Here is a 19085-nt window from a genome sequence, read left to right as displayed (position 1 = left end):
GTCACCGAGAGTTGGTAAACGGCCGGAATGTGAAGACATCGAGACCGCTTTCAGGAACGATCTCTTGCGACGTCAGCGCAACCGTCGAGGAACGCTGCCACTCGGCGACGATTTCAAACCCTCCATTGCGGGATGGCTGCATATGGCCGCGCCATTGCGTTTCGCTCATGCAGTCGGCCACCCCGTTTCGCCATCTGACCTGGAACGAGATCGCATCACCCTGCATCTGACCACGCAACGTATAGGGAATGCCACGGCAGCCTTTGCCGGGCGCATTGTTGATGAAAAAGCCCTGGACGAGACCATCCGGACCGATATCCAGCATCATCACCGAACCCTGTCGGTTGATCCAGTTGGACGCACCGGGAAAAGGATGTTCTTTCGCCTCGGGTCGGTCGATGGGCTGCGCTGCAAGGAATGTCGGAAAAAGACTGAAGGCCAGTAGGAATGCTGTCACTCTCATGGCAACCCCTCGGATAATCCATCGACGTCACTTCAACATGAGGTTTATTAAACTTCTCTAAACAAAAGTGGACCAATACAATCTTTTCGTGTGCCGATCACCGTGCAATCCGCGTTGAGAGGATGATTGATGAGAGCGTCCGTTCGACACCCGACAAATCGCCGATCCGATCGATCAACCGGTCGAGTTCAGAGATTGACGGTGCCGCGACGATCGCAATCAGGTCGTAGGGCCCATTCACCGAATACAGCGCGGACACTTCTTTGATGGCATTGAGTTCAGCTGTTACGGCAGACAGCGCCTTGGGCGCAATCGTGATCATCACATGCGCCCGGATCAGCCCGCTCTGATAGGCATCCGACAGCCGCACCTGATAGCCGGCGATCACCCCCTGCCCCTCCAGCCGTTCCAGCCGGGCCTGGACCGTCGTGCGCGACAGATCGAGTCGACGCGCCAGTTCGGCAACCGGCATGCGGGCGTTCTCCGACAGCAGCGCCAGAAGTTCTCTGTCCTTGTCCGAAATCTGCATTTTGCCCATCGTGATCGTCGTTATGCCTATAACGATACCGCAGTTTGCTCATATCGTCACTTGGAATCGACAGGTGCCGCCGCCACACTGGTTTGATCAAGGATATCAAGCCTGGCTTTGGCGGGCTTGTCAGCATGCGAGGGGCAAATCATGAAACACATCACCATCATCGGCGCGGGCAAGATCGGCGGCGCGATTGCCCGCATGCTGGCCGAAACCGGCGACTACCAGGTCACCGTCACCGATCGTAGCGCCGACCAGCTGGCAAAAATCGACTCGCATCCGGCCGTGAAAACCCTCGAACTCGACATCACCGATACGAAGGCGCTTGATCTTGCTTTGGCTGGCCAGTTCGCCGTCCTCTCGGCAGCCCCCTTCCATTTGACCGGTGCGATTGCCGAAAGTGCGGCCCGCACAGCGACGCATTATCTCGACCTGACCGAAGATGTGGCGACGACCCGCAAGGTTGAAGAACTGGCCCGCGGCGCGCGATCCGCCTTCATTCCCCAGTGTGGCCTGGCGCCGGGCTTCATTTCGATTGTCGCCAACGATCTGACCAAACATTTCGATACGCTGGATACGGTGCGGATGCGCGTCGGCGCCCTGCCGCAGTATCCGTCGAATGCGCTGAACTACAATCTGACCTGGTCGACCGATGGCTTGATCAACGAATACATCGAGCCCTGTGAGGCGATCGTTGAAGGCAAGCTCGCGGTCGTGCCGGCCATGGAAGAGCGCGAGGAATTCTCGCTCGACGGCGTCACCTATGAAGCCTTCAACACCTCGGGCGGCCTTGGCACGCTGGCCAAGACGCTGGAAGGCCGCGTGCGCACGATGAACTATCGCACCATCCGCTATCCCGGCCACCAGGCGATCATCAAGGCGCTTTTGAACGACTTCAACCTGAAGAATCGCCGCGACGTTTTGAAAGACCTCTTCGAAAACGCCCTGCCCGCCACCATGCAGGATGTCGTCGTGATCTTCGTCACCGTCTGTGGCTGGAAGGACGGCCGCTACCTGCAGGAGACCTATGCCAACAAGGTCTATGCCGGCGTTGTTGCGGGCAAGAAGATGAGCGCCATCCAGATCACCACCGCCGCCGGCATCTGCACGGTGCTCGATCTGCTCGCCGATGGAACGCTGCCGCAGGCCGGTTTCGTGCGCCAGGAGGAGATCGGTCTTGATGCCTTCCTCGCCAACCGCTTCGGTCGGGTTTACGACCCTGAGGTCATGAAGGTCGCCAAAGCAGGCTGAGAATTCTCCGGGGGGAGGATGGGCCGCAAAGGTCCGGAGGGGCGGCTCATCGCAGGATGGGCCGCCCCAACCCGTTTTGCGGTGCAGAGACCGCCCGAAAAGAGGAAAACGCAATCTTCGACATATAAGGTTTATTTAGCAGGCTAAGTTAGGTTATGCTGAATTTCGATCCAAACTCGGGATGCATCGGCAGCCCGGCCAAGATCCAACCGAAGCTCCGAAGCGGGCGATGGGGCAGCTTATGTTCGGCAAGGTCAATGAGCAGCACAGGCTCGCCCGGGTCATTCGCGTTTATCGGGCTGTGTCGATTGCCGTGGGCGGCTTTGCGCTCCTCTGGACGGTCATCTTCCTCATCCAGGGCCATCTTTTGCTGGCGCTGGCCGAGTTCTTTCCGGTCGTCGCGGCCCTGATCTGCTTTGTTCTCGTCACCCGTCGGCGGCTCGATCTCTTCCTGCTGGTGGCGCAGTTCAGCTTCCTCATCTTTGTCATCGGCTTTTGCCTGATGTTCGACGTCCCGCAGAACGGCGCCCCGCGCGTCACCCATCTGTTCCTGCCGGTGCTTGGCATGGTCGCCTATCTCAACCACCTGCATCGGCCCTCCCGGATGCAACTGTCGGTGATTGCCGCGAGCCTGATTGCCTTTGTCGTCCTGCATGCGGCCGATCTCAGACTGCCCTTTGCCCAGCCCGTCCCGCCGGAATTGCACCGCATCGGCGTATGGCTCAATCCGACCATGGCCGCGCTGATCTTCTGCGGGGCGATCTACACGCTGCAACAGCGCCTCTCCGCTCCGCGTGGAATAGCCCGCGACCTGGTCCGTGCGCTGCGCCAGGGAGAATTGAGCCTCGTCTATCAGCCGCAGGTCGAGCGAAGCGGTCACGTGGTCGGCGCCGAGGCGCTGCTGCGCTGGCACCATCCCTTGAAAGGGCCGATACCGCCATCGACATTCGTACCCGCTGCCGAAGATGTCGGCCTGATGCCGATTCTCGGGGCCTTTGTCCTCGAACAGGCCTGCACGACGCTCGCCCGCTGGCAGGCCGATCCGAGGCTTTGCCGCCTCACCCTCTCCGTCAATGTCAGCGCCAGCCAGTTCAACGAAGCCGATTTCGAAACCACGCTGCGCGATCTCATCACCCGCCACCGCATCGACCCCACGCGTCTCAGGCTGGAACTCACCGAAAGCGTGTTGATCGCCGGGCTCGAGCCCGTGGCCGAGAAGATGGCGGCTTTGAAATCGCTCGGCCTCACCTTCTCGCTCGATGACTTCGGCACCGGCTATTCGTCGCTCGCCTATCTGCGCCGGCTGCCGGTGAGTGAACTCAAGATCGATCGCAGCTTCGTCACGGCGGCCGCTGAAAACGACCGCGACGCCGCCCTTGTCCGCTCGATCCGGGCAATTGCCACCGATCTTGGCCTGGAAACCGTGGCCGAAGGGGTCGAAACCCGCGCCCAGCTTGCCTTTCTCGAAACCACCGGCTGCCGCTTCTTCCAAGGCTACCTCTTCGGCCGCCCCATGCCGCTTGCCGATTTCGAGATCTCCGTGCTGGCGCCGACGCCCAAACCAATGCCGGAGGCCCCGGCAATACGTCCCGCCCCGCGCCTCGCCGCCGGCTGACCGGCGGCGGGCATCGCAGGCTCAGCCGAACCGGCCAAGCAGCTTCAACACCCAATGCGCCATCCGCCCATAGGGCGGATAGAGGAATCTCACCCCCGAAATCGCCGACTGCTTCAAGACCGGCTTTTCCTTGCTGAGCGCCACGAATCCCGCTTCGCCGTGATAGGCGCCGTAGCCTGAGGCACCGACACCACCGAAGGGCAGATCGTCCTGGGCCAGATGCAGGATCGTGTCATTGACCGTCACGCCGCCGGCAATCGTGCCGGTCAAAACCCGCTCCCGCGCCGCCTTGTCCTCACCGAACCAGTAGAGCGCTAAGGGCCGGTCGCGATGGTTGATATAGGCGATCGCCTTGTCCAGCGTGTCATAGGCAACGACCGGCAGGATCGGCCCAAAAATCTCTTCCGACATCACGGCGGTCTCGTCCGGCGCACCGATCACCGCCACCGGCGAGAACACGCGGCCCTCGCCGTCATGCGGACCGGCAAGCTCGACCACCTCGGCGCCCTTTTCGCGCGCTTCCTCCACCAGCCGCGTCAGCCGCTCGTAATGCCGGGGGCTGATGATCGAGGTGTAATCGGTATTGCCAGGCAGGCCCGGATATTGCCTGCTAACCTCTGCCTTCACGGCGGCGAGGAAATCGGCAACCCGCGCGCGCGGCACCAGCGCATAATCGGGCGCCACGCAGGTCTGGCCGGAATTCAAAAGCTTGCCCCAGACGAGGCGCGGCACGGCCTTGTCGAACTGCACGGAAGCGTCGAGGATAGCCGGCGACTTGCCGCCGAGTTCGAGGGTGACAGGCGTCAGGTTCTTCGCCGCCGCTTCCGCCACCTTGCGGCCGACGGCGGTCGAGCCGGTGAAGATCAGGTGGTCGAAGGGGGCGGATGTAAAGGCTGCCGCCACCTCCGGCCCGCCGGTCACGACGGCCACCTCGTCCTCGGCAAAGGTCTCGGCCACGGCTTTCGCCAGCACGTCAGAAAAGGCGGGCGTCAGCTCCGAGGGTTTCAGCATCGCGCGGTTCCCGGCGGCAAGCGCCCCGGTCAGCGGCGAGAGCATCAGGTTCAGCGGATAGTTCCAGGGGGCGACGACGCCGACCACACCGAGCGGCTGGCGCAGGATGACTGCCGAGGCCGGCTTGCCGGTCCAGGCAAGCGACACGCTCCGCGGCCGCATCCAGCGTTTCAGATGCTTGCGCGCATGGCGGATCGCGGCGCGCACCGGCACGATGTCGGTCAGCGTGGTGACGACGGCAGGCCGATTGCCGAAATCCTCCGAAATCGCCGCGGCAAACCGCTCCTGCCAGGCCTCGATCATCCGGTCGAGCCGTGCGAGGCGATCATCCCGGGTGGCATGATCAGGGGTCACATCCTTCGCCCAGGCCGCCTTTTGCGCGGCAAGAATAGACGCGATGCGGGCTGCGGGATCCGCGATCTCGGATTTCGGCGATACCAGTCCGTCCATGGCGGTTGCCTCTCGTTTTTTTTGTCTCTCTCAAGATGGGCAGCTTACGCCCATTTGTTCAAGGGAGAACAAATGATTTTTGAATTGTCCTCTCCCCTTTGTGGGAGAGGTTACAAAATCGAGGGCTTAGCCCGATCAGGGCTAAACCTCAGATTTTGTTGGTGAGGGGATCGGTGATGGTGGCACGACGAACGGACCCCCTCACTTGCGATTTCAGATGTTTAGGCGGCTTGCGCTCGCCTAATTCATCGAAATCGCTTTCTCCCCCACTAAGGGGGAGATGGGCTCCGCGCTTGCGGCCCGCTCTTCCACCATCCAAGAACTGAACGGTCAAAAACCCCAAGCTTCGCCTCCGGTCAGACTTGTCGTCCTCCGGTTCGGTCAAACTTGTCTCGGACGAGGCGCCAGAAGCAACCTGTCTAAGTAATGTATGTGGCTCCTTCCGGCGCCTCGTTCGGCGTCTATTCCCGCTGCATGCGTCTCTCTGGCAAGGCGGCGACGGTCCTCGGGTCGGGCCCGAGGATGACCGGGCGTAGGGTCCGGCTGCGGCGTCATACGAGATGACGCTTCAGCCTGGCCGGTAGCCCGGGAGGTTCCCGCCGGATGGTGCACCATTCCGACCGGGACCCTCGCCCGGGGGATGGGGCCCTGGTCATTGGCGACCTCGGCCCTCATCCCCGCCGTTTTATTCGCCCCGCTGTCTGGATGTTCGCGACAGCGCGGGCGCCCTGTTTGTGTGCCTCTGAGGCACGTCCTTCCGATCAGGGTATCCAGGCTTTGGGGCATCCGACCCCATCACCCTCGTCAAGCCCTTCGTCCGGAGGGAGACCGTTGCAGCGGGCCGGAACGTCAGGTCTGCGACAACCCTCCCTCCCGGCGCCGGCCCCGCCTCGCCTGACATCGCATCGTCAGGTGTATCCGAGGGCGGGACGGGGATTAGGGTAAGGCGGGAAAAATGGGCGGGGATGAAAAAACTTAGTTTTGTTGATTTTGTTGGGGGATTTTTGGAATTCATCCCCCTTTTGTCGGAAGTTGGCGCCGAGTCTGCGGCTTGACTGATAGCCCTCATCCTGAGGTGCCCTCGCAAAGCGAGGGCCTCGAAGGATCCAGACACCGGATCCCGTTGTGGCCTCGTCCTTCGAGGCCCGACGCTGTCGGGCACCTCAGGATGAGGGGCTCGCGCGACGCCTATCACCCCCCTTGCGGGGGAGAACGCGATTTCGATGAGTTAGGCGAGCGCAAGCCGCCTAAACATCTGAAATCGCAAGAGGGGGGGCTCGGTAAGGTGTTCGCGAACGGAACCGAGCCCCTCTCCTGGAAAATCTGAAGTTTAGGCGGCTTGCGCTCGCCTAAGCCTTCGATTTTCCGTCCTCCCCCGCATGGGGGGAGGTAGGGCCGGAGCAACCGGAGACCCTCAAATCCCCGCTGCCTTGCGCAGTGCCGCATTCAGGCGCCCCTGCCAGCCCTTGCCGGTCTCGCGGAATTTGGCGATGACGTCTTCATCGAGCCTCAGCGTGATCTGCTTCTTCGGATGCGCCACCGCTGGACGGCCACGCGAACGGCGGTGGTCCTCCATTGCCTTGAAAAAGGCTGGCGGCAAGACCTCCTGCGCGGGGCGCATACGCGCCAGTTCCTCGTCGCTCAATTGCGGGAACTCGACGGCATCCCAGTCCTCGCGGTCATAACCGCGTCCAGTCTCGAACGTTTTCAGTGTCTTGACTTTGGTGGCCATGGAAGCCTCCTTCTTTCTTTGTCGCTAGCCGGGCGAAAGCTGATGATCGATATGGCTTCCGATCCGAGAAGGGCGAAGACGACGGCTGCCGTTCCGTCCCGAAAATATCCGATCGCCTTCAACCGTCGCCGGCCATCCACATCTGGCCTGCCGTCTTCGACAACGGCGTTCTCCCAATCGAGTTCGCTGACGTCGGCGAAGTCGAAACCATGCTTTTCAAGGTTGGCGCGCCGCTTGGGCTCATCCCAGACGATCTTCATGATTTAATGTAGCTACATTTAATTGAGACATCAAGACAGACGCATCAATATGCGTGAACAACAAAAAACCCGCCGGCCTCGCGACCGACGGGTTCAGCTTGATGACAAACTGCTTGCTCTTGCTCCACGTCATCCTCGGCCTTGTGCCGAGGATCTACTACGTCAATAAAGTCAATCGGTTGCAGATGCTCGGGACAAGCCCGAGCATGACGAAGGCGGCGCCCTGCTCTCAGCTGCGCGGCTTCAGATTCTCCGGATCATACAGCGGCTTATACCCCACCGCCGCAACTTCGACCGGGAAGCTCTCGGCGAAGTATTCCACGTTCAGCTTCCGGCCTACCTCGCAATATTCCTGCGGCAGATAGGCGAGCGCGATGTTCTTGCCGATGGTCGGGCCGAAGGCGACGGAGGTCGTGTAGGAGCGACGGCCGAGGCTGTCGATCAGGACTTCGCCTGACGCAGGGTCGACGACCGGCATGGAGCCGACGGGGTAGCGGGCGACGCCCTTGCTGTCCACATTGTCGGTCATGACGAGCGTGCAGAGCATGGCCGGCTGCTTGTCGCGGGCCTTGTATTCGAGATGCTTGGCCTTGCCGCGGAAATCGGCTTCCTTGACCTTCGGACGCGCCAGATCCGCTTCGATCAGGTTGTACTGGGTCAGAAGATCGGCGTTTTGCAGGCGCAGGCTCTTTTCCATACGGCGCGAGTTGGCATAGGTCTCGACGCCGAAGGCCATGACGCCGGTGGCGCGGAGCGCATCCCAGACGGCGAGGCCGTCTTCGTATTTCATGTGCAGTTCCCAGCCCTGCTCACCGACATAGGAGATGCGGAAGGCGGTGACGTGCTTGCCGGCAATCTCGATCGGCTTGATCGCGGCGAAGGGGAAGTTTTCCGGATCAAGACCGGCGGGGTCGGCGACCGCCTTTTTCAGCGTGGCGCGGGCATTCGGGCCCCAGATGCCGATGGTGATATACTTCTCCGAGGTGTCGGTGATCGTGACATTGAGGCCACGATCTTCCGCCACGCGCTTCATGTAATAGAGGTCGCGCGGGCCGGCATCGGCGCCATTCACCAGGCGGCAGCGGTCGGCCATGCGGAAGACGGTGAAGTCGGCGCGCACCATGCCCTCGTCGTCGAGGAAGTGAGTGTAGATGCCCTTGCCGATATTCGCGTCACCGCCGATCTTCGCGGCGCAGAGCCATTCGAGCAGCTCGACATGATCTGGACCTTCGATGTCGACCATGTGGAAGTGGCTGAGGTTGACGATGCCGCAATCCTCGCTGATCGCCAGATGTTCGGCATTCGAAACACGCCAGAAGTGTCTGTTATCCCATTCGTTTTCACGAACCGGAACGCGGTCGCCATACTTTTCCAGCAGGTGCTCGTTGGCGGCATAGCCATGCGCACGCTCCCAGCCGCCGAGTTCCATGAAATAGCCGCCGAGCTCGACTTCGCGCTCATACATTGGCGAGCGCTTGACATTGCGGCCCGAGGCATAGGGCTCGCGGGTGTGCACGGCCGGGAAATAGATCTTCTGGGCGGCTTCATAGCAGCGGCCCTCGATGAACTTCTCTTCCAGCTGGTGCGGATAGAAACGGGCGTAATCGATCGAGGAATGGTCGATTTCGGTGCGGCCGTCGGTCATCCAGTCGGCGATCAGCTTGCCGTAACCGGGGCCGTCCTTGACCCAGATGGCGACGCAGTACCAGAGGCCGCGCACCTTCTGGCTTTCGCCGCAGGAGGGGCCGCCAGCAGCGGAGACCTGTAGCAGGCCGTTGAAGCTATGGCTTTCGTTATAGCCGAGTTCGCCGAGGATCGGGGTCAGTTCCATGGCGCGCTCGAGCGGCTCGATGATCTGCTCCATGTCGAGGTCGCGCTGCGAGGGCGAGAGACGCGCCTCGTGCTTTTCCAAGAGTTCGCGCGGATGGCACATGCGCGGATTGTGCTGCTCGTAATAGCCCCATTCGATCTGGCCGCCCTCGGTGGTCTTCGGGTCGCCGGTGTCGCGCATGTAAGCGGAGTTGCCCTGGTCGCGCAGCAGCGGATAGCCGATTTCCTTGCCGGTGCCTTCGAACTCGTTATACGGACCGAAGAAGGTGAGCGGGTGGTCGACCGGCATGACGGGCAGGTCTTCACCGACCATTTCGGCAATCAGGCGGCCCCAGAGGCCGGCGCAGACGATGACGTGATCGGCCATGATCGTGCCGCGATGGGTGACGACGCCCTTGATGCGGCCGCCCTCGACGATCAGCGACTTCGCCGGCGTATTGCCGAACATCTTCAGCTTGCCGGACTTTTCAGCGGCATCGACGAGCTTGCCGGCAACCGTCTGGGAGCGCGGGATGACAAGGCCGGCATCCGGATCGAACATGCCGCCCATGACCTGATCTTCCTCGATCAGCGGGAAGAGCGTCTTGATTTCGGCGGGCGAGACATAGTGCGCGCGGGTGCCGAAGGCGCGGGCGGACGACAGCTTGCGCTTGATCTCTTCCATCCAGGTGTCGTCGCCGGTGCGGGCAACTTCCAGACCGCCGATACGGGCGTAATGGCCCATCTTCTCGTAGAAATCGATGGAATACTGGGTGGTCCAGACCGAGAGATAATCGTGGCTGGTGGTGTAACAGAAGTCGGACGCATGCGCGGTCGAGCCGATATCTGTGGGTATGCCCGACTTGTCGATGCCGACGATGTCGTCCCAGCCGCGCTCGATGAGATGATGCGCGATCGACGCGCCGACGATGCCGCCTAGACCGATGATGACGACTTTCGCCTTGGTCGGAAACTCTGCCATAGCCTTGTGAACCCTGATGTCTGGGAGTGAATGATGTGGCGCCGATCTTAAGAGGCGGGCAAAGACAATTGCAGCCTGTCTGCGACATTCTGCAAGAGACCCACGACCCGTTTGCACTGCAAAATCCGTCTGATCGCGGCGGGATGGGCGGAAGGCATGTCGCAGGCGGGCAGGACCGGGGCTTTAGCCGGCCGGCTGTAGGGATCCCGTGATTCCAGCTGTTCAGGGGCAAAGCCAGGTGGATCGCCACCTTGCTGCCTATGTTCAGCCTCAGTTGGATCAATCTTCCGCGATAGGCGTTGTTCCACGCTGCCCGAGAAGCCGAAAACGGCCATCCCCGCCCGGCAGCCGAACATGGAAGGAGAATTGCCATGAAGAAAATGCTCATCCTGAGCCTCGCCGCCCTGCCCGTCCTCACCTCGGCCGGCATCACCGCAGCCGCCGACATGACGGCCGCAGCCCCTGTTCCGGCCGTCGTGGAAAGCGACCGCGTCGGCGGCGTGCGCATCGGTTACCTCGACTGCCAGATCGGCGGTGGCGTCGGTTACATCCTCGGCTCGGCCAAGTCGGCTGACTGCAACTTCACCTCCGTCATCGATGGCGAACCGCTCGACACCTACACGGGCTCGATCAAGAAGTTCGGCGTCGATCTCGGCTTCACCACCCAGAGCCGCGTGATCTGGGCGGTCTTTGCACCCACCGCCGGCTACCACAAGGGCTCGCTCGGCGGCCTCTATGGCGGCGCAACGGCGGAAGCGACAGTCGGTGCAGGCGTTGGCGCCAACGTCTTGTTCGGCGGCACCTCCGGCTCGATCCATCTGCAGCCGGTCAGCATCTCCGGCCAGATCGGCCTCAACATCGCCGCCACCGGCACCTCGATGACGCTGCAGCCGTCGATCTGATCGGCAGCGATCACCGGACACTTGAAAGGCGCCTCGTAAGGGGCGCCTTTTTTTTGAAGCTGACCAAGCGTTGCGAACAGCAGCTGGGCTATCGACTATGGATACCCCCCTCTGTCACTTCGTGACATCTCCCCCACAAGGGGGGAGAGCGGAGCGCCGCGTGTGCCGCCCCCTTTCATGAGAATCACAGGGGGGCGAAGGGCCGGCGGCCCAGCCAGTCTCCCCCCTTGTGGGGGAGATGTCCGCCCTTCGACACGCTCAGGAGGACAGAGGGGGTAACCCGCGCTCTTACCCCTCCGCCTCGAGGAACCCGCCCGACTGCCGCGCCCAGAGGCCGGCATAGTGGCCGCCGAGCGCCAAAAGCTCCGCATGCGTTCCCTGCTCGACGATGCGACCCTTGTCGAGAATGACCAGCCGGTCCATGGCGGCGATCGTCGACAGGCGGTGCGCAATGGCGATCACGGTGCGGTCCTGCATCAGGCCTTCGAGACTGGTCTGGATCGCCTGCTCGACTTCACTGTCGAGCGCCGAGGTCGCCTCGTCGAGGATCAGGATCGGCGCGTTCTTGAGGATGACGCGGGCGATCGCGATGCGCTGGCGCTGGCCGCCGGAGAGTTTCACGCCGCGCTCGCCGACATGGGCGTCGAAGCCGGAACGGCCGTTCCAGTCGGTGAGCTGTTCGATGAACTCCAAAGCATGCGCCTGACGCGCCGCCTCGATCACCTCGGCCCGGCTCGCCGAGCGGCGGCCATAGGCGATGTTGTCGTGGATCGAGCGGTGCAGCAGCGAGGTATCCTGGGTGACCACGGAGATATGCCGCCGGATGCTTTCCTGGGTGGCCATCGCAATATCCTGCCCATCGATGGTGATGCGGCCGGATTCGAGATCGTAGAAGCGCAGGAGCAGGTTCATCAGCGTCGACTTGCCCGCCCCGGAACGACCGACGAGGCCGATGCGTTCGCCGGGTTTGATATCGAGCGTGAGGTTCTCGATGATCCCGCCCTTGCGGCCATAATGAAAGGAAACATTGTCGAAGCGGATCGCCCCCTGGCTCACAACGAGCGGGCGCGCCGCCGGCTTGTCGATGAGGCCAATCGGCTTGGCGATCGTGTCCATCGCCTCATGCACCGTGCCGACCTGATCGGAGATCTGGGTGATTTCCTGGGCGACGCGGGCCGATGTGCCGGAGATCTGCAGCGTCATCGGCAGGACCATGGCGACGACATCGATGCCGACGGCACCGCTCACCCAGAGCTTTACCGCAACCCAGGTCGTACCGGCGATCAGCAGGCCGGAAAGCACGGTGAGGCCGATCGAAAACAGCGACAGCCAGCGGTGCTGGATGATCATCCGGTCGGTGTGCTTGTCGACGCTTTCGCGGACAAAAGCATCCTCTTCTTCCGGCCGGGCAAAGAGCTTGACCGTCATGATGTTCGTATAGCTGTCGACGATGCGCCCGACCATTTCGGATCTTGCATAGGCAATCCCCTTCGAGCCGCGCCGGATCTGCGGCACGATCAGGATGAGGAAGCCGATATAGGCGAGCGTCCAGAGTGCCACCGGCAGCACCAGCCACCAGCTGGCAGCGGCGAGAAAGGCCGAGGTGATGATGCCAAGAGCTGCCAGATACCAGACGACCGAGATGATCGAGACGACGGAGCTTCGAAGCGTGTGGCCGATTTCGAGGATGCGCGATCCGATGCGGCCGGCGAAATCATTCTGGAAGAAGGAGATGTTCTGACGGATGACATGCCAGTGGCTCTGCCAGCGCACCATATTGGTGACGCCCGGCGCAATCGACTGGTTGAGCACCAGCCCTTGCAGCAGGGTGACGAGCGGGCGGATGACGAGCACCAGCAGGATCAGCGAAAGGATCAGGCCGGATGCCTCTTCGAACACTTGCTCTTTCGGGGTCGAGGTCAACACCTCGACCAGCCGGCCCATCAGCACCGGGATCGCCGCATCGGCGATGGCAACCAGGAGACTTGCCAAAAGAAGGGCGATGAACAACCCCTTCGCCTGACGCACGAAGAACCAGTAGAAGGCAAGAAGCCCCTCGGGCGGATCGCCCGGTGTCTCGCGGGCAGTGGGAACGATGATGGTCTCGAAATAGCGGAGCATGAAAATTCCAGTAAAGTGGAGAGCGGAACGGCAGCGATCCTCGGAACTGAGCGCCATAAGACTCGGGAGCAAGAATACGCCCACCTGCAACCTTCAATTCGTCAAATTCTGGGCAAGTCGCAGTGGAAATCAGCGGCGAATGACATGATATCAAAAGATTGACGAACACAACCAAAGGCAGCACAAATCGAACTCGGCAGCCAATCTATGCAAGGGCGGGCCAAGCGCTCTGGAAGCTGGTCATGGCTTGAAATCTATATCACGGAGTAATATAGATTATGCCGATTGTTGTGGTGAAGACGCTTGAGTTCGACACATGGGCTCGGGAATACGGCGTGGCCGAGACCGCGCTGAAGCGGGCGGCTGTGGAGATCGAGGCAGGTCTGATCGACGCGAGGCTAGGCGGCTTCCTCATCAAGAAGCGGATCGCAGCAGCCGGCCGCGGCAAGAGAGGTGGATATCGTGTCATCCTCGGTTACCGCCAGGGCGATAGGCTGATCTTCATTCATGGCTTCGCCAAGAACGAGATCGAAACAATCACAAAGCGTGAAACGGAAGCGCTTAGGAAACTCTGCGAAATCTACATGCAGGCTGATGCTGAGGTTTTCGGCCGGATGATTGCAAAGAAGCTGCTATTGGAGGTCAGTCTCGATGAGCAAGATACTTGAAAACGTTCATCGCTCGGCTGCCCGCTTGCACGAAGAAGGCTTCGTTGACGACGTGACCATGCGCGAATTCGATGCTTTGTGCCTTCCTCAGCTTCGAGATTACTCGCCGGAAGAAATCCGCGCGATCCGCAATGCCAACAAGGTCAGCCAGGGCGTCTTCGCCCGATATCTGAACGTTCGCAAAGTCACCGTCGCCGCCTGGGAGCAAGGAACGAAAAAGCCAAGCGGTACGGCGACGAAGATCCTCGACATTGTCGAGCGCAAGGGGCTGGATATCCTGCGCTGATCAGCAGGCCCCCCTCGCCGTCACGTCCCGCAAAACGTCCGTGTCACCCGCTCGTCGGGCTTCGGAGCAAGCCGCAGGTCGGCCGTGTCGGGGTCTTCGGCATAGGGTGTCGCCAGCGCATCCACGAGGCGATGGAAGAAGGAGAAGTCGTTGTAGACGGCAGCCGCGATCGCTTCCTCGATACGGTGGTTGCGCGGAATGAGCGCCGGATTGACGGCTTCCATCGCGGCCTGACGCTCAAAGGGTGTCCGGCCATCCTCGATCCGGGCCCGCCAGCGGGTCAGCCAATCGGCAAGACCGGGCTGCGGGGTGGTGAATACCGAAGTCAGAACCTCAACATCGGCGCCGCCGGCGACCCTCGACAGCACCCTAAAGGTCAGTGTGAAATCCGCCTCGCCCTGGTGCATCAGTTCAAGGAAATCGCTGACTAGAAGACGATCATCCGCCCCCTCGCCTGCCACCCCGAGCTTGGCCGAAAACAGCGCGAGCCATTCCGCCTGGAAGACGTCGCCGAATGCCTTGAGCACGCTGTTGGCCGCTTCGAGCGCCTTGTCTTCATCCGCTTCGATAAGTTGGAGCAGGCATTCGGCAAGGCGGGCAATGTTCCACTGGCCGATGCCGGGCTGGTTGGCATAGGCATAGCGGCCGCGCTGGTCGATCGAGGAAAAGACTTTGCGCGGGTCGTATTCGTCGAGGAAGGCGCAGGGGCCGAAATCAATGGTTTCGCCCGAAATCGCCATGTTGTCGGTGTTCATCACCCCATGGATGAAGCCGATCGACAACCAACGCGCAATCAACTTCGCCTGCCGTTCGGCGACCATTGTCAGCATCGCAAGGTAAGGGTTTGCCGCCCCCCGCGCCTCCGGATAGTGGCGGTCGATCACGTGGTCGGCGAGCGTCTTGACGGCCTCTTCATCGCCTTGAGCGGCAAAGAACTGGAACGTGCCGACGCGGATATGGCTTGCCGCAACGCGTGTGAAGACCGCGCCGGGAAGCACGGTTTCGCGGATCACCTGCTCGCCGGTCGCAACAGCGGCAAGCGCCCGCGTCGCCGGCACGCCAAGCGCGGCAAAGGCTTCCGAGACGATGTATTCGCGCAGGACAGGGCCAAGCGCCGCCATGCCGTCGCCATTGCGCGAGAAGGCCGTCGGGCCCGAGCCCTTCAGCTGGATGTCGCGCCGCCGGCCCTCACGGTCGAGGACTTCGCCGAGCAGCAATGCCCGTCCGTCACCGAGCTGCGGATTGAAATGCCCGAACTGATGGCCGGCATAGGCTTGCGCCAGGGGTTCCGCCCCAACAGGGATCACCTGCCCCGACAAGACCTGCGCGAGCCGCGCCTCGCTCGCCCCCTCGACATCAAGGCCAAGTTCGGCCGCAAGCGCACGGTTGAACCGGATGAGGCTCGGCTGACGGGCGGCGGCGGGACGCGCCGGCCGGTGAAAGCTCTGCGGCAGGCGGGCGTAACTGTTGTCGAAGGAAAACAAGAAGGCACTCCTCGTCCGGGATGTCCGGAGATGTGTTGGGCTACCTCCAGATATGGGATCGGACGGGGTGGAGACAAGCCGGAACTGGGCAGCGCACCCCTCCTCTGCAAGAACCGGCGGATCACGGCGTCATCACGCGACCTCCCGGATTTGCCTGTCATGCCAAATCTCAGTGCTAGTGAGCCGATCGCGACGCAGGGACGCCTTGCAGGAGGCGGACCGCCCGCGCTACGAATGGGGCAATGTCAACGGATATCCCCTTTTGAGATCCTTCATGCGCCCCCTCTGCCGCCTGATCGCCGCCCTCATTATCCCCCTTGCGATCCTCACTGGCTGTACGACCACGGAAGATACCAATCGCGAACTGCAATCCCGCTGGATCGGCCAGCCGGTGGAACGCTTCTTTGCCGCCTATGGCCCGCCGATCAGCGACTACCCGCTGTCATCGGGCATGATCTACACCTGGCGCGGCGGCGACAAGACGCGCTACATCCCACCGACCTATTCAAGCCCTGAACCGGATCGCGTCGTGGTCCGGACGGACACCCGCACCGATGGCTCCGGCAATACCGTGGTCACCGAGACCCGCATCGTTACCCGCGATCCGTTCTGGGAACCGGAAATGATCACTCCGCCGCGCTACCAGCAGCTCTTCTGCGAGCTTCAGATCAACACCGACACATCTGGCGTGATCACCTCCATCCGCGCCAGCAACGACACCGATGGCGACGGCTTCAGCCTGTCGCGCTGCGCCGAGGTGCTGGGCGTGGAAAAGCAATAAGCTGGGTTATGCCCCGCCTTCCTGGCCTTGGATGAGAAGGGCCTCTGTTCCCTTCGCGCCACGCCCTGCCGCAGATGCCATGGCTTCACCACCGGCATTCGACGTAGGTTCGGCGATGCCTTTGTCGTGGACAGCGCCGAGCGGCTTACGCTAGGGTCAGCAATGGTTTAAGGGGACGATTGGCGGGACCGAATACGGCCGCCTTGAGTCGACCAAATAGAGGGACGAATAGAAACATGTTGAAGCGCCTTTCACTCACCGCTGCCCTGATGACGCTGGCGGCAAGCCCCGCCTTTGCTCATCTCGATCCGGCAGGACACGGCTCGCTGATGGCCGGCATCTCCCACCCACTGTTCGGGGCAGATCATATCCTGGCCATGGTCGCCGTGGGTGTCTGGGCAAGTCAGATCGGTGGACGCGCGCTCTGGGCTGTTCCTGCAGCCTTCGTATCGATGATGGCCGTCGGCTTCGGCCTTGCCGTCGCGGGCGTCGGCCTGCCCTTTGTCGAGCCGGCGATCCTCGCTTCCGTCATCGGCCTTGGCCTGCTGGTCGCCGCTGCCGTGCGCCTGCCGGTCGCAGCCTCTGCCGCCGTTGTGGGTATCTTCGCGCTGTTCCATGGCCATGCCCATGGCGGCGAACTCGGCTCGGCCGGTGCGCTCTCCTTTGGCATCGGCTTCCTGATCGCCACCGCCGCCCTGCATGGTGCCGGCATCGCGCTTGGCCTCGGCGTCACCCGCTTCGGCCCGGCAGTCGCACGCATGCTCGGCCTTGCGACCGTGGCCGGTGGCGCTCTGATCGCCTTCGGCTGATCGACACGCCATTCCACATGCAAACGGCGGCTCTCGGGCCGCCGTTTTTTGTTCCGGCTACAATCCCGCGCATAGTACGCAGGGACGCCTTTAATCCGTCAATTCGGTCACGAGCGGCATGATGTCGACGCCATCACCGGGGAACACCGTCATATGCGGGTGGCCGAGAAAGAGTTCCGCCGCAGCCTCGGCGCTTTCCGCTTCGACGATCAGATAGCCGCAAATCGCATTCATCGCCGGAGCGATGCCCTCAGCCGTCACCCTGGTCGTCTTGCCGACCATGCCGCCGCGATGAACGATGGCACCCGCATGGCGCGTCTCCCAGGCCAACCATTTGGGGATGCCCTCGGCATCGATCGCGTCCTGTTCGGCTTTTGTCAGACGACGAAAGCGCGCGAGATTTTCTGGGTTCATCGTGTAGACGGCGAGGAATTTCGGCATCTCTTCTGTTCCTGATCCGGGACGAGATGCCGAAATCTAGCGCGCAAGTTGCGGCGAGTCACGCCGTGATCCGGACCGGCCGGAAATCACTTATCCCCGACCGCGATAGGTCGCGACACCCTGATCGGGCAGCCAGACGCCCTTTGGCGGCTCACCGGTCTGCCAGAAGACATCGATCGGGATACCGCCGCGCGGATACCAGTAGGCACCTATGCGCAGCCACTTTGGATCGAGAAGCTCGACGATGCGCTTGGCGATATAGACGGAGCAATCCTCGTGGAAGGCACCATGGTTGCGGAAAGAAAACAGAAAGAGTTTCAGCGACTTCGATTCCACCAGCCAGTCGCCGGGAATGTAATCGATGACGATATGGGCGAAATCCGGTTGGCCGGTCATCGGGCAGAGCGAAGTGAATTCGGGCGCCGTGAAGCGCACCACGTAATCGGTGCCGGCATTGCCATTGGGCACACGCTCAAGAACGGCGGTTTCGGGGCTCGTGGGCGCTTCGACGCTCTGGCCGAGCTGGGTCAGTCCCGACGTATCGGTCTTGCTCATGATGGGATCCTTTCATTCAACGCCCGAGTTCGATGCCCGCGCCATGCGCCATCTCGTTCTCGGGTTCCACATGGATGGTGACACGGGTACCGGGTACCGCCTTGTGCACGGCCATTTCCAGCCGGTCGCAGATCACATGCGCGTCACGCACGGTCATTTTCGAAGGCACGACGAGATCGAAGGCGACAAAGGTCGCAGCCCCAGCCCGCCGCGAGCGCAGATAATGCACGCCGAGCGAACCTTCGGAATTCTCCTTGATCGCCTGGCGGATCGCCTCGTCTTCCTCGGGGGAGACCGCAATATCCATCAGCCCGGCGACGGACTGCGCGATCACCTTCCAGCCCTGCCAGATGATGTTGAGCGCTACCAGCACGGCCAGCACCGGATCAAGGATGGCATAGCCGGTCGCCAGCACCAGGGCGAGGCCGATGATGACGCCGATCGAGGTCACCACGTCGGACATGATGTGCTGGCCGTCGGCGGACAGCGCCGGCGAACGGTGGCTGCGCCCCACACGGATGAGCAGCGTCGCCCAGCCGGCATTGATGACCGCGGCAAGACCGTTGATCGCAAGCCCGAGGAAGGGTGCATCCGGCAGCGTCGGGTTCTGCAGCGCCGGGATCGCCTCGCGGATTATGAGGAGCGCCGCGACCACGATCAGCACACCTTCGAGAACGGCCGAAAGGTATTCGGCCTTGTGATGGCCGTAAGGGTGATCGTCGTCGGCCGGCTTCTGCGCATAGCGGATGACGAAATAGGCAAGGAAAGCGGCAATCACGTTGACGGTCGATTCCAGCGCATCGGAGAGAAGAGCGACCGAGCCCGTCACCCACCAGGCGAGAGCCTTGAGCCCCATGACGCCAAAGGCGAGCGGAATACCCATCAGGGCGAGCCGCCGGACGAGATTGTTCTTGTCAACCACCATGGCCTTCT

At 62.0% G+C, this 19085-nt stretch carries 18 protein-coding genes; 7 read left to right on the top strand and 11 right to left on the bottom strand.

Translation table 11 applies throughout. The annotated features are described in order from the left end of the window. Position 1: 1 nt before the first annotated feature. Both AC1PUL_RS03915 and AC1PUL_RS03910 read right to left on the bottom strand, forming a co-directional pair. On the bottom strand, positions 2 to 463 hold the full coding sequence (locus AC1PUL_RS03915; RefSeq protein WP_480466719.1) for an avidin/streptavidin family protein: 462 nt from the start codon (positions 461 to 463) through the stop codon (positions 2 to 4). A 97-nt stretch (positions 464 to 560) separates the two neighbouring features. Beyond that, on the bottom strand, positions 561 to 992 hold the full coding sequence (locus tag AC1PUL_RS03910) for an Lrp/AsnC family transcriptional regulator (protein WP_480466718.1): 432 nt from the start codon (positions 990 to 992) through the stop codon (positions 561 to 563). 150 nt (positions 993 to 1142) lie between these two features. On the opposite strand from AC1PUL_RS03910, the gene AC1PUL_RS03905 reads away from it, so the two are divergent. Next, entirely contained in the window at positions 1143 to 2246 is a 1104-nt protein-coding gene (locus AC1PUL_RS03905; protein WP_480466717.1) for a saccharopine dehydrogenase family protein, read from the top strand. Positions 2247 to 2475: 229 nt separating this feature from the next. After that, positions 2476 to 3861, top strand: coding sequence for a putative bifunctional diguanylate cyclase/phosphodiesterase (locus AC1PUL_RS03900; RefSeq protein ID WP_480466716.1), 1386 nt, complete (start codon positions 2476 to 2478; stop codon positions 3859 to 3861). 21 nt (positions 3862 to 3882) lie between these two features. Here the strand turns inward: AC1PUL_RS03900 and AC1PUL_RS03895 are convergent, their stop codons facing one another. From AC1PUL_RS03895 to AC1PUL_RS03880, 4 genes are all read right to left on the bottom strand, one after another. Further along, positions 3883 to 5322, bottom strand: a complete 1440-nt coding sequence (locus AC1PUL_RS03895; protein WP_480466715.1) for a coniferyl aldehyde dehydrogenase — start codon at positions 5320 to 5322, stop codon at positions 3883 to 3885. A 1414-nt stretch (positions 5323 to 6736) separates the two neighbouring features. Next, complete coding sequence (locus AC1PUL_RS03890) at positions 6737 to 7054, bottom strand: BrnA antitoxin family protein (protein WP_480466714.1); 318 nt, start codon at positions 7052 to 7054, stop codon at positions 6737 to 6739. Further along, positions 7030 to 7314: a BrnT family toxin gene (locus tag AC1PUL_RS03885; RefSeq protein ID WP_480466713.1), complete on the bottom strand. Its 285-nt coding sequence runs from the start codon at positions 7312 to 7314 to the stop codon at positions 7030 to 7032. The genes AC1PUL_RS03890 and AC1PUL_RS03885 overlap by 25 nt, the downstream gene beginning before the upstream one ends. 229 nt (positions 7315 to 7543) lie before the next feature. Beyond that, a complete protein-coding gene (locus tag AC1PUL_RS03880) occupies positions 7544 to 10105 on the bottom strand; it encodes a GcvT family protein (protein ID WP_480466712.1) in 2562 nt (853 codons plus the stop codon). Positions 10106 to 10476: 371 nt separating this feature from the next. On the opposite strand from AC1PUL_RS03880, the gene AC1PUL_RS03875 reads away from it, so the two are divergent. Beyond that, positions 10477 to 11007, top strand: a complete 531-nt coding sequence (locus tag AC1PUL_RS03875; RefSeq protein WP_298466944.1) for a DUF992 domain-containing protein — start codon at positions 10477 to 10479, stop codon at positions 11005 to 11007. 288 nt (positions 11008 to 11295) lie between these two features. On the opposite strand, the gene AC1PUL_RS03870 is transcribed toward AC1PUL_RS03875, so the two are convergent. Beyond that, positions 11296 to 13128: an ABC transporter ATP-binding protein gene (locus tag AC1PUL_RS03870; RefSeq protein WP_480466711.1), complete on the bottom strand. Its 1833-nt coding sequence runs from the start codon at positions 13126 to 13128 to the stop codon at positions 11296 to 11298. A gap of 278 nt (positions 13129 to 13406) precedes the next feature. On the opposite strand from AC1PUL_RS03870, the gene AC1PUL_RS03865 reads away from it, so the two are divergent. Beyond that, positions 13407 to 13796, top strand: coding sequence for a type II toxin-antitoxin system RelE/ParE family toxin (locus AC1PUL_RS03865; protein WP_480466710.1), 390 nt, complete (start codon positions 13407 to 13409; stop codon positions 13794 to 13796). Beyond that, on the top strand, positions 13780 to 14082 hold the full coding sequence (locus AC1PUL_RS03860) for a helix-turn-helix domain-containing protein (protein ID WP_480466709.1): 303 nt from the start codon (positions 13780 to 13782) through the stop codon (positions 14080 to 14082). The genes AC1PUL_RS03865 and AC1PUL_RS03860 overlap by 17 nt, the downstream gene beginning before the upstream one ends. A 20-nt stretch (positions 14083 to 14102) precedes the next feature. Here the strand turns inward: AC1PUL_RS03860 and AC1PUL_RS03855 are convergent, their stop codons facing one another. Next, complete coding sequence (locus tag AC1PUL_RS03855; protein ID WP_480466708.1) at positions 14103 to 15566, bottom strand: protein adenylyltransferase SelO; 1464 nt, start codon at positions 15564 to 15566, stop codon at positions 14103 to 14105. A 274-nt stretch (positions 15567 to 15840) separates the two neighbouring features. Here AC1PUL_RS03855 and AC1PUL_RS03850 point away from each other — a divergent pair, with 274 nt between their 5' ends. Together AC1PUL_RS03850 and AC1PUL_RS03845 are read left to right on the top strand one after the other, a co-directional pair. Further along, positions 15841 to 16347, top strand: coding sequence for a hypothetical protein (locus tag AC1PUL_RS03850; protein ID WP_480466707.1), 507 nt, complete (start codon positions 15841 to 15843; stop codon positions 16345 to 16347). A 236-nt stretch (positions 16348 to 16583) separates the two neighbouring features. Then, positions 16584 to 17156: a HupE/UreJ family protein gene (locus tag AC1PUL_RS03845; RefSeq protein ID WP_480466706.1), complete on the top strand. Its 573-nt coding sequence runs from the start codon at positions 16584 to 16586 to the stop codon at positions 17154 to 17156. Between the two features lie 90 nt (positions 17157 to 17246). Here the strand turns inward: AC1PUL_RS03845 and AC1PUL_RS03840 are convergent, their stop codons facing one another. The 3 genes from AC1PUL_RS03840 to AC1PUL_RS03830 form a co-directional block, all read right to left on the bottom strand. After that, complete coding sequence (locus AC1PUL_RS03840; protein ID WP_480466705.1) at positions 17247 to 17597, bottom strand: hypothetical protein; 351 nt, start codon at positions 17595 to 17597, stop codon at positions 17247 to 17249. Positions 17598 to 17687: 90 nt separating this feature from the next. Next, positions 17688 to 18152, bottom strand: coding sequence for a preQ(1) synthase (queF, locus tag AC1PUL_RS03835; RefSeq protein ID WP_480466704.1), 465 nt, complete (start codon positions 18150 to 18152; stop codon positions 17688 to 17690). Positions 18153 to 18168: 16 nt separating this feature from the next. Further along, a complete protein-coding gene (locus AC1PUL_RS03830; protein ID WP_480466703.1) occupies positions 18169 to 19077 on the bottom strand; it encodes a cation diffusion facilitator family transporter in 909 nt (302 codons plus the stop codon). Positions 19078 to 19085 lie beyond the last annotated feature (8 nt).

Source organism: Rhizobium sp. P43, from assembly GCF_056730705.1.
Note: the sequence above shows the minus strand (reverse complement) of the source record. Positions and strands in the feature narration are given on the sequence as shown.